Annotated in this window: 15 protein-coding genes; 9 read left to right on the top strand and 6 right to left on the bottom strand. The window is 46.0% G+C overall.

Going from position 1 to position 16238, the window contains the following annotated elements; all coding sequences use genetic code 11:
- Nucleotides 1-93: 93 nt before the first annotated feature.
- The 3 genes from MTR11_RS00345 to recQ form a co-directional block, all read right to left on the bottom strand.
- Nucleotides 94-762 (bottom strand): 7-cyano-7-deazaguanine/7-aminomethyl-7-deazaguanine transporter, encoded by a 669-nt coding sequence (locus MTR11_RS00345; protein ID WP_005397008.1) that lies wholly within the window; start codon nt 760-762, stop codon nt 94-96.
- A gap of 282 nt (nt 763-1044) precedes the next feature.
- Nucleotides 1045-1350, bottom strand: coding sequence for a DUF3630 family protein (locus MTR11_RS00350; protein ID WP_104969960.1), 306 nt, complete (start codon nt 1348-1350; stop codon nt 1045-1047).
- A 9-nt stretch (nt 1351-1359) separates the two neighbouring features.
- Entirely contained in the window at nt 1360-3195 is a 1836-nt protein-coding gene (gene recQ / locus MTR11_RS00355; protein ID WP_243326862.1) for an ATP-dependent DNA helicase RecQ, read from the bottom strand.
- Nucleotides 3196-3369: 174 nt separating this feature from the next.
- On the opposite strand from recQ, the gene rarD reads away from it, so the two are divergent.
- The 4 genes from rarD (at nt 3370) to ggt (ending at nt 7796) form a co-directional block, all read left to right on the top strand.
- Complete coding sequence (gene rarD / locus MTR11_RS00360; RefSeq protein ID WP_243326863.1) at nt 3370-4287, top strand: EamA family transporter RarD; 918 nt, start codon at nt 3370-3372, stop codon at nt 4285-4287.
- Between the two features lie 73 nt (nt 4288-4360).
- The gene (locus MTR11_RS00365) at nt 4361-5158 is read left to right on the top strand and encodes an AraC family transcriptional regulator (protein WP_006743074.1); all 798 of its coding nucleotides are present in this window, start codon (nt 4361-4363) and stop codon (nt 5156-5158) included.
- A 101-nt stretch (nt 5159-5259) separates the two neighbouring features.
- A complete protein-coding gene (locus MTR11_RS00370) occupies nt 5260-5931 on the top strand; it encodes a LysE family translocator (protein WP_005397021.1) in 672 nt (223 codons plus the stop codon).
- Nucleotides 5932-6029: 98 nt separating this feature from the next.
- Nucleotides 6030-7796 (top strand): gamma-glutamyltransferase, encoded by a 1767-nt coding sequence (gene ggt, locus MTR11_RS00375; protein WP_243326864.1) that lies wholly within the window; start codon nt 6030-6032, stop codon nt 7794-7796.
- A 759-nt stretch (nt 7797-8555) separates the two neighbouring features.
- Here ggt and uvrD read toward each other — a convergent pair.
- On the bottom strand, nt 8556-10730 hold the full coding sequence (gene uvrD / locus MTR11_RS00380) for a DNA helicase II (RefSeq protein WP_046874565.1): 2175 nt from the start codon (nt 10728-10730) through the stop codon (nt 8556-8558).
- A 280-nt stretch (nt 10731-11010) separates the two neighbouring features.
- Here uvrD and MTR11_RS00385 point away from each other — a divergent pair, with 280 nt between their 5' ends.
- From MTR11_RS00385 to MTR11_RS00400, 4 genes are all read left to right on the top strand, one after another.
- A complete protein-coding gene (locus MTR11_RS00385; RefSeq protein ID WP_031780600.1) occupies nt 11011-11271 on the top strand; it encodes a DUF2282 domain-containing protein in 261 nt (86 codons plus the stop codon).
- An 82-nt stretch (nt 11272-11353) separates the two neighbouring features.
- Nucleotides 11354-12223 carry a DUF692 domain-containing protein gene (locus MTR11_RS00390; protein WP_237309980.1) on the top strand — a complete coding sequence of 290 codons (870 nt, stop codon included), beginning with the start codon at nt 11354-11356 and terminating at the stop codon, nt 12221-12223.
- Complete coding sequence (locus MTR11_RS00395; RefSeq protein WP_243326865.1) at nt 12220-12978, top strand: DNA-binding domain-containing protein; 759 nt, start codon at nt 12220-12222, stop codon at nt 12976-12978. Before MTR11_RS00390 ends, MTR11_RS00395 begins: the two co-directional genes overlap by 4 nt.
- A 10-nt stretch (nt 12979-12988) precedes the next feature.
- A complete protein-coding gene (locus MTR11_RS00400; protein WP_012841278.1) occupies nt 12989-13444 on the top strand; it encodes a DoxX family protein in 456 nt (151 codons plus the stop codon).
- Nucleotides 13445-13471: 27 nt separating this feature from the next.
- Here MTR11_RS00400 and MTR11_RS00405 read toward each other — a convergent pair whose 3' ends face one another.
- Nucleotides 13472-13756 (bottom strand): hypothetical protein, encoded by a 285-nt coding sequence (locus MTR11_RS00405; RefSeq protein WP_005397034.1) that lies wholly within the window; start codon nt 13754-13756, stop codon nt 13472-13474.
- Nucleotides 13757-13847: 91 nt separating this feature from the next.
- On the bottom strand, nt 13848-15008 hold the full coding sequence (locus tag MTR11_RS00410) for a multidrug effflux MFS transporter (protein WP_264762557.1): 1161 nt from the start codon (nt 15006-15008) through the stop codon (nt 13848-13850).
- Nucleotides 15009-15148: 140 nt separating this feature from the next.
- Here MTR11_RS00410 and MTR11_RS00415 point away from each other — a divergent pair, with 140 nt between their 5' ends.
- Nucleotides 15149-16090, top strand: coding sequence for a LysR family transcriptional regulator (locus tag MTR11_RS00415; protein ID WP_005397044.1), 942 nt, complete (start codon nt 15149-15151; stop codon nt 16088-16090).
- The last annotated feature ends 148 nt before the right edge of the window (nt 16091-16238 follow it).

The raw sequence follows: 16238 nt of genomic DNA on the forward strand, positions 1-16238 counted from the left end.
CCGATGATCTAAATACTCATTTCGCTGTACATTTGCTTTAGAAACAACAAAGCCGCTATCAAAAGCGGCTTTGTTGCTATTAACTGATGAAAACTATGCCGTCGTCGTAACTTTAAAGTTAGGGTTCACTGCCGTTAGCTTCTTAATTAAGTAATTCAGTAGTACGCCGTACATAGGCACAAACAGACCAAGACTAATCACTAACTTAAAGCCGTAGTCCACCAGCGCGATTTCCGTCCAATGCTCCGCCATAAATGGATCTGGACTTTGGTAGAACGCAATCGCGAAGAAGGCGATGGTATCCAGTGCATTACCAAAAAGCGTTGAACATGTTGGGGCCACCCACCACTGTTTCATTTGGCGTAGGCGGTTGAACACGTGCACATCCATAATCTGACCAAGTAGATACGCCATGAAGCTAGCAATCGCGATACGAGCAACGAATAAGTTAAATTCCCCTAAGTGACCAAAACCTTGGAACTGCCCCTCGAAGAACACCACCGATAAGAAGTAAGAGACAGCCAAAGCAGGCAACATTACTAAGAAAATGATCTTACGCGCCAACTGAGCACCGAAAATACGTACGGTTAAATCCGTCGCAAGGAAAATAAATGGGAAGGTGAATGCCCCCCAGGTGGTATGTAAGCCAAAGATAGTAAACGGTAGCTGAACTAGGTAATTGCTGGATGCAATAATGACTAGATGAAATAAAACCAGATAGATAAGGGCGTTGCGCTGCTGCGCAGGGGTAAAGTTACTCATGCGATACCTTTTTAGTTTGGTTTGGGGGCGAGGGAACCCAAATCGAGCGTTTTCTACAGAGAAAAGCACTCTTACCAACAATGTAAAAAATGACGATTAAACTAACTTAACTCATTCAGAGTAAAGCGGTGGGCGATTATACATTAACCAATTTTACTCACAAGCGGTGTTTTATACGCAAACGTTTCATCGCGAACATCACGTCAAAACCAAGGGCTTTGATGCAAAAATAAGAAAGGGTGTTTCATGTGAAACACCCTTTAAAGAATAGATAACTTGAATTTAGAAGCCGCGTTGGAACAATCCGGCTAAATAGTCGAGCTCTTCCCTACTCTCTTCTATTGTTAGCGCTTCAAACCAAATCGCTTCGCTGTAGTGCTCCGCTTTCATAAATAAGCGGCAGCCTTCAAAATCGATCAACCAAGAGTGAATATCCGCATCCCACTGTTTTTCTACCACTGACGCAGATAACAATCCTACCAAATGCTCACCCAATGCCGGAAAAGTATCGAGGTCGAAGCTTGGAGCGGTAATAATAAGACGCCCTTCTTCAACAATGTAATCAGCGAGACCAAATTCCTTGTGCATATGGATTCCTTATCCGTGGTGAGTAATGTGTTCTTGGATCAGATCCAAGAATGGATCGGCGTATTTTTCTAGTTTACGTTGACCAACGCCACTAACCGCTAACATTTCGCCGTATGACGTTGGCAGCATTTCTGCCATATCAATCAAGGTCGCATCACTGAATACCACATATGGTGGTAAACCATCTTCATCGGCGATCGACTTACGTAGCTTACGTAGTTTGGCAAACAACTTCTTATCGTAGTTTTTGCTGGTCAGTTTATCCGACTTCGCGGCACGTGCAGCGGTATCTAAACGTGGAACTGCAAGTTCTAAAGACACATCACCACGTAGTAATGGGCGTGCTTCTTCGGTTAATTGCAACGTCGAGTTACGAGTGATGTTTTGAAATAGCAGCCCTTTATGAATTAACTGGCGGAAGATGCTCACCCAGTAATCATGGCTGTGATCACGACCAATGCCGTAAGTCGAAATTTTATCGTGGCCGTGTTCGCGCACACGAATGTTTTGCATCCCACGCAGCACCTCAACCACATACGTCATACCAAAACTTTGGTTAACGCGGTAAACACACGACAACGCTTTACGCGCTTCTTCGGTCGCATCAAAGTGTTTTGGTGGGTCCAGGCAGATATCACAGTTACCACACGGCTTTTCGCGATACTCTCCAAAATAGTTGAGCAGTACCTGACGACGACAGGTTTGCGCTTCCGCAAAAGCACTCATCGCATTGAGTTTGTGGCTTTCTACCTGCTTCTGCGGTCCATCATCTTTTTCATCCAACATACGACGCAACCAACTGATGTCGGCTGGGTCATACAACATCATCGCCTCGGCAGGCAGGCCATCTCGCCCTGCTCGACCAGTTTCCTGATAATAGGACTCGATGTTACGTGGAATATCAAAATGCACAACAAAGCGCACGTTTGGCTTATTGATACCCATGCCGAATGCAACCGTCGCAACGACGATTTGAATGTCATCACGTTGAAAAGCTTCCTGAACGTAAGCTCGCTCTTCAGTATCCATCCCTGCATGATAACCAGCAGCGCGGATATGGTTGTTGCATAACTTCTCGGTCACCATTTCAACTTTCTTACGACTGCCGCAATAAATAATGCCGCAGCTTCCCTTTTGGGTGGCTAGATAGCGAATGATTTGAGAAACCGGTTTGTGCTTTTCTACCAAGGTGTAACGAATGTTGGGACGATCAAAGCTTCCTAGATACACCTGAGGCTCATGTAAGCGTAAGCGTTCTAGAATATCACGACGCGTCGCATCATCGGCAGTGGCAGTGAGTGCCATAAAGGGCACATGCGAAAAGTGTTGCTTTAACTGACCTAACGCCGCGTATTCTGGGCGAAAATCATGTCCCCACTGAGAGATACAATGTGCTTCATCCACGGCGATCATAGATAAGGATAAGTTTTCTAAACGCTCAATAAAGTCACGCATTAACACGCGCTCTGGCGAGACATACACTAGCTTAAGCTGACCAGAGTGCATGCGATTATACACACTCAGTAGCTCTTCTCGATTCATGGTCGAGTTCACACACTCCGCTGCTACACCATTGGCTTTCAGTTGATCAACTTGGTCTTTCATCAATGAAATCAGCGGTGAAATCACCAAGGTAATCCCTGAGCGCACTAACGCCGGAATTTGGTAACAGAGAGATTTACCGCCACCCGTCGGCATGATGACTAAGCTGTCTTTGCCTTCGATAGCGGCTTCAATAACTTCTTGCTGACCATCACGAAACGTCTGGTAACCGAAGACTTCCTCCAACACACGTTGAGGCGTTACAGGCGTATCTGATTGTTCGGCTAGCAAGGTTGAGGTCATGAATAATCTCAGATTGAGTGATCGTAGAAATGCTTTTGCATGCCCAGGCACACAAAGTGAGGGCACATTGTAATGGGGTTTCGTGGTGAATAAAACCGCAAATTGCTAGGTGTTTCGCATCACGACTCGTATACTGATTTTCTGCTCTATAAACACACAATTAGGTGACACCTCATGACACCAGAAGACGAACAACAACGCGCTCGGCAAGGTATCTTGCTGGCGATTGGTGCCTATACCATGTGGGGCATTGCGCCGATGTATTTTAAATCCATCGCACAAGTATCCCCTTTGGAGATTCTGAGCCACCGGGTGATTTGGTCTTTCTTTTTGCTTGCCGCACTCCTTCACTTTGGCCGTCACTGGCGCTCGGTTTACTACATCGCGAAAGACAAAACGAAGATCGCTTACCTGATCGCAAGTTCTGTATTAATTGGCGGAAACTGGCTGATTTTCATCTGGGCGGTCAATTCCAATCATATGCTTGACGCGAGCTTAGGCTATTACATTAACCCATTAATCAATGTCTTGCTCGGCATGGTCTTTTTGGGAGAGCGACTTCGTAAGTTGCAATGGCTTGCTGTCGTATTAGCGGGCTGTGGTGTACTGGTCCAATTGATTGTATTCGGCTCCGTGCCCGTTGTTGCGATGGCGTTAGCAATGAGTTTCGGCTTCTATGGCCTCTTAAGGAAGAAAGTCAGTGTCGATGCAAAAACAGGATTGTTTATCGAAACATTACTCCTTCTGCCTGTCGCCGCCGTGTATCTGCTGTTTATTGCAGAAACCCCAACGTCGAATATGCTCACTAACCCGTTAGCATTAAATAGCTTGTTGATTGCAGCAGGTGTGATTACCACACTGCCCCTGCTTTGTTTTACGGGTGCAGCAACAAGACTCAAATTATCAACGTTGGGCTTTTTCCAGTACATCGGCCCAAGCTTGATGTTCTTACTGGCAGTACTGATGTATGGCGAACCCTTTACCATGGATAAAGCGATTACCTTTGCCTTTATTTGGGGAGCGCTAGTCGTATTTAGCTTTGATGGACTGCGCAACAACCGTCGCTCACGCCGAATCGTTCAGCCACAGTGATCGTTTTTTACAAGACAAGTTAGAAATTGCCAGATAAGCTTGGTCATAATGTGACCAAGCTTTTTTGTATGTAATGGAACAGATTCAATACTACGCAACCGACCATGATCAGCTGAGCCTGATCGAGGCGAAATACCAGAAGTTTGCCTTCCAAAGGCACTATCATCTGGACTTTCACCTCGGTCTGATCACGCATGGCACGCAAAAGTTCCAATATCAAGGCTGTAGCCATCAAGTGGGTCATGGGCAAATCGTAATTATGCCGCCAGATGAACTGCACGACGGGCACTCTAAGCTCGAAAGTGGCTATGAAGTGAATGTATTTGCGATCGAGCCGCACCTACTCAGCGATCTTGCCGATCTTAGTCAAAATGGTCAAATAATCCGCTTTAATGAATTGATCATCTCCGATCCACAGATATTTTCACAACTCAGTAACTTGCATGCTCTTCTTCGCCGCGAGAACCTCAGCCAACTCACCAAAGATTGCCTTCCTTTTGAAGGATTTAATCAACTTTTTGATCGCTACGGATCACTCGCGAGGCAAAAAGTGGTTCCGCTTGGAAAACAGTCTTTGCATACCTTAAAAGATTACTTAATGGCGAATCTCGACCAAACAGTTCGTTTAGATGCACTATCAGAGCTCTGCCAACTGAGCCCCACGCAGTTTCAACGCCATTTCAAAGCGCAAACGGGGATGACTCCCTACGCTTGGTTTGCTCGCTTGCGATTAGAGCAAGGAATGAAACTACTCCAAGCAGGATGGTGTGGTACGGACGTCGCCTATCAAGTGGGCTTTTATGATCAGGCCCACTTTAGTAAAGCGTTTAAACAAACCTATGGCGTCTCGCCTTCACAAGTGGCACGCTAATATCTCATACGCGGTGGTATTCAGTACTGCTAGTTTTTTACAAGCACTACCGAATAAGAATCACGACAATAGCTCATATCCACTATGTTTTGAGATGTGTTATGAATGAATCGACTATCCTTTTAACGCTTGCCAGTATCCACTTCATTGCCTTAATGAGCCCAGGTCCGGATTTTGCGCTTGTGGTACAAAATGCCACCCGTCATGGCCGTCAAACTGGCTTATACATTGCGCTTGGCTTATCAGTCGGTATTTTGCTGCATTCTTTATTCAGCATAACGGGTGTGAGCTATTTAGTTCACCAGCATCCTCTGCTCTACTCCGTCTTACAATTGCTTGGGGGCAGCTATCTGTTGTATTTGGGTATCGGTGCACTGCGCGGCGTGATCGCGACGATCAAAAACCCACTTTCTGATCAGCCAAGCAAAAACAGTAACCTTGTGATCGGTAATAAACGTCAGGCGTTTACCAAGGGGTTCGCAACTAATATTCTCAACCCCAAAGCCTTAGTATTTTTTGTGAGTTTAATGTCGAGCCTTGTCCCAGTGGGCATGTCGGTGACAGGAAAAGGAATTGCTCTGGTGATTTTGTTTGGTTTGTCGCTACTCTGGTTTTCTAGCCTTGCATGGATGCTGTCAACGCAGCGCTTGCAAACAAGATTACAGCAAGCCGGTATTTATATAGATGGTTTATGTGGTGTGGTATTTACCCTAGTTGGCAGCAGTATTTTAGTGCAAACCTTCCGCTCATTTCTCGATAACTCTCTGATTTAAAAGCGTCGCACACTCGACATTTCTTTAATAGGAAACTCGACGACTATCTCCGTGGCTGCCAAGCTGAATGACCTTAGTTGGCAACATGGAGAGTCATCATGCAATGGACATTTAACCGACTCGTACTCTCGGGTCTTTTTCTTACTTCCCCTTTCACCTTCACTGGACAAGCCTTCGCTAACCAAGCTGCAGATTCGGTCGCACCAGAGCACAGCACTGGCATTGAGCAAAAGCAGCTGGTCAAAGCTAAAGATTATATGGTTACCGCTGCTAACCCACTGGCGACCCAAGCGGGTGCAGACGTACTTGAGCAAGGCGGGAATGCGATAGATGCCATGGTCGCGGTGCAATTGATGCTTGGCTTAGTTGAGCCCCAGTCATCAGGTATTGGTGGCGGTGCGTTCTTAGTGTATTGGGATAGCGAAAAGCAAAAACTGACCACTTACGACGGGCGTGAAACCGCCCCCCTCGCCGTAACGCCAAAGCTATTTTTAGATGAGAACGGTCAGCCATTGCAATTCTACGATGCCGTGGTTGGTGGACGCTCTGTCGCAACACCAGGCACCGTGAAACTATTGTGGGATACCCACCAGAAATACGGCAAGCTGGAATGGAAAAAGATCATTCAACCTGTTATCTCGCTTGCTGAGCAAGGATTCAAAGTCAGTCCTCGCCTAGCAAGCTTGATAGAAAAAGACGCCGAGCGTTTATCACGCTTTCCAGTCACAATAGCCTATTTCTTTAACTCGGATGGCTCGCCAAAAACCGAAGGTACGCTATTAAAAAACCCTGAATACGCACAAACACTAAGTGCTATTGCTAAGCAAGGTGCTCAAGCCTTCTACCACGGGGATATCGCCAGAGACATTATCAAGACGGTACAAAACGCGCCGGGTAACCCCGGCGTATTAGCCCAACCCGACTTTGATACCTACCAAATCAGACAACGTGAGCCAGTTTGTGCAGCATACCAAAGCTATGACATTTGCGGCATGGGACCACCAAGCTCTGGCGCGCTCACCATTGGTCAGATTTTGGCGATCACTGAACAGTACGATCTCAAAGGCTGGGGTGCTAACAGCATTAAATCTTGGCAAGTACTCGCCGATGCATCGCGTCTAGCGTTTGCTGACCGTGGTAAATACATGGCAGACCAAGATTACGTGCCGATGCCAACGCAAGGCTTGCTTGATAAAAGCTACCTCCAGCAGCGAGCAGAGCTGATCCAAGTCGGCAAAGCACTAAGCAAAGTTGAAGCGGGCAATCCTCCGTGGTCGCACGCAATAAACTTAAGCATGGACGAGTCCATTGAACTCCCTTCCACCAGCCATTTCAATATCGTCGATAAGCAAGGCAATGTGGTTTCAATGACGACCACCATTGAGAATGCGTTTGGCTCGCGCTTAATGGTGCGTGGCTTCTTGCTCAATAATGAACTGACCGATTTTTCTTTCCGTACTCATAACGACGGAATCCCAATCGCCAACCGCATAGAACCAGGCAAGCGTCCACGATCTTCAATGGCCCCGACCATTATGATGAAAGATAACAAACCTTACATGGCGATAGGTTCTCCGGGGGGCAGTCGAATCATCGGTTACGTGGCGCAAACCATCATTGCCCACACGCAATGGGATATGAATATCCAACAAGCTATCAATCAACCACGATTACTCGACCGTTTTGGCACCTTAGATATTGAGCAAGGTACCGCTGCAGAAGGCTTACAGCCAGAGCTGGAGAAGATGGGCTTTAAAACCAATGTTCGTGATTTGAATTCTGGACTGCATGCGATACGCATAACAAAAGATGGACTAGAAGGTGCCGCAGATCCTCGTCGAGAAGGAGCAGCAATCGGAAAATAGGCCTGTTTTGCTCGACTCCTTGTGCGAGATCTCTCACAAGGAGTGGAGCAAACCTCTCTTTTTTAATGGTAAAACAGCCCACAAATAACCATAAGGCATTGAATAATATAAATATGTTTATTTTTCAAACGCTTTTGATTGAGGAAAATGTGGGCTTCGACCATTGTTGAGAATCGTGAAGAGCGTAATATGAACCTTGTCGGAAGGATGCTGACACGGAACAGGAAACACCACGGATTTGGTGAACTTCAGGAAGAAGAAACGGGTATTCAGGATGAATAGTCGGGCATGGATTGCAAAACTGGACATTGAACGGAATCAATAGCAACTAGGACGGTTGCTACTAAGGACGGGAAATGGACACCTCTGGACGAGGAAAGGACTGAACATCAGGATGATGTCATGGACACCGCTCAGGGAACAAGTGATGAGAGCTAACGAGGATGGTTAGCAGACCAGGATAAGGTCAAGGACACCGCTAGGAAGGCGACGAAAGGATTAAGCTGAAGGAATGCAGCACGCTATCAAGGATTTGATGCATGGAGCACTTTTAGTAGCTGGATTGCTGCGAGTAAGACTATAACCCCGACGGGCGTAAGCCCTCGGGGTTTTTCTTTGTCTAAAGATAAGCGATTTAGACCAAGAGCCTTTTCGAATAGCGTCATTTAGCTCCCTATCTTTCAGCATTTTGTTGATTCCAAACAGCCAAAACAGAAAGAGCCACCGAAGCAGCTCTTATGTTCATTTTTTCACAAAGCCCTACAGCTTCTCCAGTCTCGCGTAAGCGGTGACTAACCATTTAATGCCTTCACCATTGAAAGCAATCTGCACTCGGCTTTGTGGGCCACTGCCCTCAAAGTTGATGATCGTTCCTTCTCCAAATTTCGGATGCATCACACGAGAACCTAGTGAAAAACCAGTCTCATTGAAGTTTTCTTTTACTGCGGTTTGGCTAAAACGTCCACTACTTGAAGGGCGACTCACTTGCGCCTTCATACGCACTTCATCCAAACACGTTTCTGGTAATTCACGAATAAAGCGTGATGGTTTGTGGTATTTATCCTGGCCATATAGGCGACGCATTTCCGCGTAAGTAATGTAGAGCTTTTGCATCGCGCGCGTCATACCCACATAACACAGACGGCGCTCTTCTTCCAAACGCCCTGCCTCTTCAGCGGACATCTGGCTTGGGAACATACCTTCTTCCACACCGACCATGAATACCAATGGGAATTCCAAACCTTTCGCACTGTGAAGCGTCATCAGTTGGACTGCATCTTCAAATTCGTCCGCCTGACCTTCGCCCGCTTCTAGAGCCGCATGTGTTAAAAATGCCGTCAGCAGAGACATTTCTTCCGCTTCTTCTGGTTTTTCGAATTGGCGAGTGGCGGTAACCAGCTCCTCCAAGTTTTCTATGCGAGCTTTAGACTTTTCGCCCTTCTCTTGCTCATACATCGCAAACAAACCCGAGTACTTGATCACGTGGTCCGTTTGCTCGTGCAATGGCATTTCTAGTGTATCGTCTTCCAGCGCGGTGATTAATTCGACAAAACGACTTAACGCACCAGCTGCTCGACCCGGTAATACTTGCTCATCGAGCATTGCCAGACTGGCTTCCCACATAGTGCACCCTCTATCACGAGCTGCACGACGGATAGTCTCTAGCGTCTTATCGCCCAGACCACGTGTTGGGGTATTCACGACACGTTCAAACGCGGCATCATCGTTGCGATTCGCCATCAAACGCAAGTAGCTCAACGCATCTCTGATTTCTTGACGCTCGAAGAATCGCATGCCTCCGTAAATACGGTACGGTAAGCCTGCCTGAATTAATGCTTCTTCCAAAACACGAGATTGCGCGTTGTTACGATACAGCATCGCAGCATCATTCAATGCGCCGCCATTCTCTTGCCACTCTTTGATTTTATTGACCGCAAAGCGCGCTTCATCAAGTTCGTTATAAGCGCTGTAAACCGAGATCGGCTCTCCCACATTGCCATCCGTCCACAGCTCTTTACCCATGCGTTCAGTGTTGTTCGCAATCAAGGTATTGGACGCTTCAAGAATCGTCTTCGTCGAACGATAGTTTTGTTCGAGACGGATGGTGTTCACGCTCGGAAACTCCAGCGTGAACTTCTCAATGTTCTCGACTTTTGCACCGCGCCAACCATAAATTGACTGGTCGTCGTCACCTACAATCATCACGTGACAATCTGGGCCAGCCATCATGCGTAGCCAAGCGTATTGAATGTTGTTGGTGTCTTGGAATTCGTCAACCAAGATATGCTTAAAGCGTGCTTGGTAGTGTTCACGCACAAACTTGTTGTCACGCAGTAGCTCATGCGCGCGCAGCAAAATTTCCGCAAAGTCCACTAAGCCAGCACGATCACACGCTTCTTGGTAAGCGGTATACAGCTGCAAATAAGTTTTGGTCACTGGATCGTGATAAGCGTCGATATGCGATGGGCGTAATCCTTCGTCCTTCTTACCATTAATCCACCATGAAACTTGGCGTGCAGGCCACTGCTTTTCATCCAAGTTTTGCGCTTTGATCAAACGCTTTAACAAGCGCTGCTGATCATCGCTGTCTATGATTTGGAAATCTTCCGGTAGCTTGGCATCAAGATAGTGTGCACGCAAAATGCGGTGACAGATACCGTGGAAAGTCCCATTCCACATGCCAGATGCACTGCCCATCATCAACTCTTCAATACGACCACGCATTTCTGCTGCCGCTTTATTGGTGAAGGTGACCGACATGATCGAGAAAGGAGAAGCTTGCTCGACTGACATAAGCCAAGCGATACGGTGAACAAGAACGCGAGTCTTACCACTCCCTGCACCAGCAAGGACAAGTAAGTTTTCTAGAGGAGCTGCAACGGCTTCACGCTGTTTATCGTTTAGACCGTCGAGTAATAGAGATGGATCCATCATGATGAGCTACTGGTTATTTATACATAAAAACCGATTATAACCTAAACAGCTGGGTGCTGTTTAGACAAAACTTGATAAAAAATTCGTTGTTTTTTTAATCTTTCATTCAAAGAGTTAACGAAGGTAATCACCCCAAAACCATTCGCGAGAGTTATTTTTATGAAAGTTTTTCTGCCTCATCTCTATCTTTTAATTTAAGCAAGTGGATAAAGGTTGTACGCCAAACGGCGAATCGACTTGCCGAATGAAAGTAAAAGGAAATCACTCAGAGGAAATTATGATGAAAAAATCGAATCTTGCTGTTACTGCTGCTGTTACTGGCCTTCTTGCTCTTGGTGGCACCATGCTCACCGCAGCCCCTGCTGTCGCAGCAGAAAAAGAAAAGTGTTATGGCGTGGCGAAAGCCGGTAAAAATGACTGCGCAACGAAAAACAGCTCTTGCGCGGGCACCTCTAAAGAAGACAACCAAAAAGATGCTTTTGTTGTCGTTCCTAAAGGATTGTGTGACAAATTGGCTGGCGGTAGCACCAGCGGCTCATAACTCAACATCACAAGTTTCTGTGGGGCGCGTTGCACTTTAACCAACGCCCCCAGTTACTCGCCAATCAGAAAAGGAGTTTCACGTGAAACATCACTCTTTCCATCCTCTTGCTGGCGTCGGATTACGTTCCCCTCATCTCGATTATTTTAGCCAACACAAACCTGAGCTGTCGTGGCTAGAAATCCACAGCGAGAACTACTTTCAGCCCAACTCAGTAGAGCGCCATCAACTGCAAGCATTACGCGAGCACTACCAAATTAGTTGCCACGGTATTGGTTTGTCGCTGGGTTCGGTGGAACGTGTGAATCCGAAACATTTAGCGCAACTAAAAGCATTGATAAATACAGTTGACCCGCTCTTCGTTTCTGACCATTTAAGTTGGAGTGAAAATGGTGGTCACTACTTCAATGATCTACTTCCCTTGCCTTACACGGAAGAAGCGCTGCAAGTCTTCACTCGTAACGTGCTTGAAGTGCAAGAATATCTACAACGTGAAATCTTAATTGAGAACCCATCTAGTTATGTGAAGTTTCACCATTCAACCATCAGTGAATGGGACTTTCTTACCGAAGTGCAAAAGCGCACCGACTGTCGTTTATTACTCGACTTAAATAACGTATATGTTTCCGCCTTCAATCACGGTTTTGATTGCGACACATACCTAGATGCGATTCCAGCCGACAAAGTCGACGAGATTCATTTGGCAGGTTTTACTATTAAGCCGTTGGATAAAGGTGAGATTTGGATTGATACTCACAGCCGGACCGTCAGTGATGAAGTATGGCAGCTGTTCGCCAGTTGGACGCAAAAACATGGCCATCGTCATACGCTGATTGAATGGGATTTGGATATTCCAGCACCAGAAATCCTCCTTGGCGAAGCAGAAAAAGCATCCTCACTATTGCAGAAAAACCATTTGATTGACCAAAAGAGCAAAAGGAAAGCGTCATGAATCTTGCGACCTTGCAGAGTCAATTTGCTAAAGCCCTACATTATCAAGCGCTCGGTGAAGAATGCGACATTGTGAGTGACAAGTTTACCGCAGATGAACGCATACAGATTTACCGCAATAACTTTATCATCAGCTTGAGTGAGGTATTGGCAGCGACCTACCCAATGGTTGAAGCCTTAGTTGGAAAAGAGTGCTTCGATCAAATTGCTCGCCAACACGTTCTTTCTCACCCCTTAGCAGAAGGTAATGTCGTACATTATGGTGCTGGCTTTCAAGATACGATTATGCAGTTTAGTCAGGTCATGACCCAAGCCCCGTACACTCCTGAAGTCGCAAGGTTTGAATGGCATATGGACTTAGCTCGACAAATACAGAATGAGAAAGTCGAAAAACCAAATCGAATCCCTTTATCTGCACTTGCCCAAGTGACGGAAGAACAACAACCTCATTTGGTGTTTCATTTGCGCACTGGCAGCCGCAGCTTTGACTCAAACTACGCCGTATTTGATCTCTTTCATGCGATTCAACACCAAGAGTTTGAACAGCTCAATATCAATCAATTACAGCGAGGTGTCATCTCGATTCAAGCTAATGGAGAAGCTCAATGTCACGCACTCGATACCGATGTTTTTCAACTGCTGCAATGTTTAGAGCAGAAGCAGAGTTTGAGCGAAATACCCGAAGCTTTGCTCGTTCACCTTAATGGCATCATGGCACTCGATCTCGTTGACGGCTTTACATTGAAATCAATCTAAGGAGCACTCTATGACGAATACGGTTAAAAACTTAGTCAATCGGTACGACGACTTGATCAATACCTTACAAGCTGGCTTTGTCCCTTTACTACTTCTCTTTTGTCGCTTATGGGTTGCATGGGTGTTCTTCAATTCAGGGTTAATCAAAGTTTCTTCTTGGGATAGCACGCTGTATCTATTCGAATTGGAATACCAAGTACCACTTTTGCCTTGGGAGTTAGCGGCCTACATGGGAACGGCTGCCGAGTTGATTCTGCCAGTATTTTTAGCGTTGGGATTAATAACCCGCCCGATGGCTGCGATTCTATTTGTGTTTAATATCATAGCGGTCATCTCTTACCCGGTATTGTGGGAAAAAGGGTTCTATGACCATCAATTGTGGGGATTCATGATTTTAGTGGTCATCGTATGGGGACCGGGAGTTATCTCTATTGACCATGTTATAAAGAACAAGTTGACGCGATAAAAAAATCCCCGCAGTGGCGGGGACTTTTTATTGTTTATTTAAGTAAGCAAGAAGCTCATCAGCTGAGATGCCCTGTTGAGCAAGATCTTTTGCCAACAGCTCAACTTGTTCACCTTTGCGCGACTCAATCACTTGCTGGAATTGGTACACGATATCACGCAAAATTGGCAGAGGTACTTGTTTAGCCGCACTACGAATACGCTCGGAGCTTTGATTACCCAGCTCATTAAGCAACTTGCCAAACATCACCTTTTCTGGTGAATCTTCCATTTGCTCTAGAATACGAGCCATTTCATACGTGGTTAACGACATTACTTTTTGAGTTCCGTTATGGTGTCAGGAAAAGTCTGAACGACAAATATACACGCCTTACTTACATTGGAAAATACTAAATTACACTGATTTACGCTTTCGCAAAGCTTGAATGCCAGTTCTTACCTGCTTTTGTAAACAGAACCACCAACGCAGGCAACAGAACCCACATATGTATTGCGATCAGTGTCTGAGGTTCCAAAGATAAACGCTGCAACGTACCAACCAACAAACCAGAGCCACTCATTTGGAACAACCCAAGCAGTGCCGCAGCCGTACCCGCTTTGTCACCAAACGGTTCCAATGCTTTCCCTGCTGCTGCACCCAGAATGAATGCAAAACCCACTGACGACATGAAAATAGGTAGCATAAAAGAAAGCGCGGTATTCTGACCATTCATCACTAGCATGATCACACCTGCGAGGCCCAGAGTCGAGATCCCCGTAACCAAAGTGTTGTGCGTGCCAACGCGCTCCATAAACTTAGGCGCAAGCATACAAGCCGCAATATTGATCACTGCATTTACACCAAACCAGAAGGTGAACTCATTCATCGACAACCCCATCCCTGTCATCAATACCGATGGCGCCGAGGTGACATACGCGAGAATAACCGCCATTGCCATTAAACACAGTGAAGCATGGAAGACAAAAGATGGCGTACTAAGCACTGCCCAATAACGGCTGAGCTTAAACACGGCTTGCTTTTCCGTTGTTGGGTTGGTCTCTTTCATCATGAAAAACATCAATGAACCGGACACAACGGCAAAGCCAGCCATAAAGCTGAAGTTAGCTCGCCAATCAAATTGCTGAGTTAACCAGCTACCTAGAATTGGAGCTAATGCCGGAATAAAACAAATCGCACCGTTAAGGTAGCTGATCATTTTGCCGCTTTTTTCCGGGCCAAAGATATCGCGAACTGTTGCAAAGGCTGCTACCGATGTCGCACACGCACCTAAGCCTTGTAGCAGTCGGGAAACCAACATCCACTCAATATTTTGAGCACTCCACGCCAATAAAGCGCTCATCGCATAGATAGTGATACCGCCCAATGCAACAGTTCGACGTCCGAGTTTATCTGCCAAAGGGCCAGCAAACAGTTGCCCGACACCCATCGCAAATAAGAACCAAGTGATCGTGTCTTGTGCTAGCGCATTATCGACCTGAAAAGTGGAAGCAATAAGAGGTAAAGCAGGTAGATAAATATCAATCGCAAGAGGACTGAAAAGAACCAAAAGGGTCAATAACGCCATCTGTTTTTTACTATTAGAAAACTGGCTAGGCACACAACACTCCGAATTGGATAAAGAACTTTGGATAGAGCTTAATCATCTGATGATATGAATGGAAATGATGTATAATCATGAGCATTATTCCTTAGAGGAAATTCACCGTGAACGTCGAAAAACTGGCTCGTATCGATTTAAATCTATTGGTCTGTTTTAAAGTTTTGATAGAAGAGTTAAATGTCACCCGAGCCGCCCACCGACTGTGCTTGAGTCAGTCTGCCGTGAGCAAATCACTGGCTAAACTGCGCATCCAATTTGATGACCCGCTTTTCACCCGAAACTCGCATGGATTAACACCAACACCGCGCGCTTTGTTTCTTAAACCTAAACTGGATCTGTTGATAAACCAGTTAGAAGTACTGACTCAACCAGAAGAGTTCTCTCCACAAAGTAGCGAATACCGTTTTCAAATAGCAGCGGTTGAAAGTGTTTACCCTCTGATTCTACCCCATTTCTTACCGGCGATTTTTCAGCAAGCCCCTGGGGTAACGATCAGCACTCACCCTTGGTCCGATAATACTTTTAAAATGCTGCAACGTGGAGAGCTAGACTTAGGCTTAACTGGAAAAGATATCGATATTAATGATGCCAAGCTGACTCTGCTGCCACCCGATGACATATGCGAACTGGAAATTTATCGAGATCACCAGATGTGTATTATTCGCAAAAATCACCCAGCATTAAAACAGCCTTGGAACCTCGAAGCGTATCTCGCCCTGCGTCACGTACAAGTGCGTTGTGACGGCAACGACCGTTGGCTGTTAGATTATCGCCTTGCCGATATTGGAGCCGACCGCGATATTGCCGTCACCGTTCCGGACTTTAATAGTGCCGCAAGTTTATGTTCCTACACTGACTTTATTTTTACCGCCCCAAGCCATTTTGTGCAGCTCGCTGCTAAACAGCTTGATTTGGTCGTACTACCACTCCCGCTAGAATTTCCACCTATGGCTTACACTTTATTCTGGCACCGAGACAGAGAAAACGACCCTGCATTGGGTTGGCTACGTGCGATGATCACACAAAAAACCGATCACCTTAGATAAAAATACCGCTCTCAATTTGCGCTTAGCGGGTAAAATGAGTAGCTTAACTGTCGTAGTCCTTTTTGGCTCATCTATGGCCTAGTTGTACTCCGACTCAACCTAAGTCATTGCAAACTTGCGTTGATCATAAACTGCATGAAGCAGAAGG

It is taken from the genome of Vibrio sp. CCB-PB317, from assembly GCF_022808245.1.
GTDB lineage: Bacteria > Pseudomonadota > Gammaproteobacteria > Enterobacterales > Vibrionaceae > Vibrio > Vibrio diabolicus.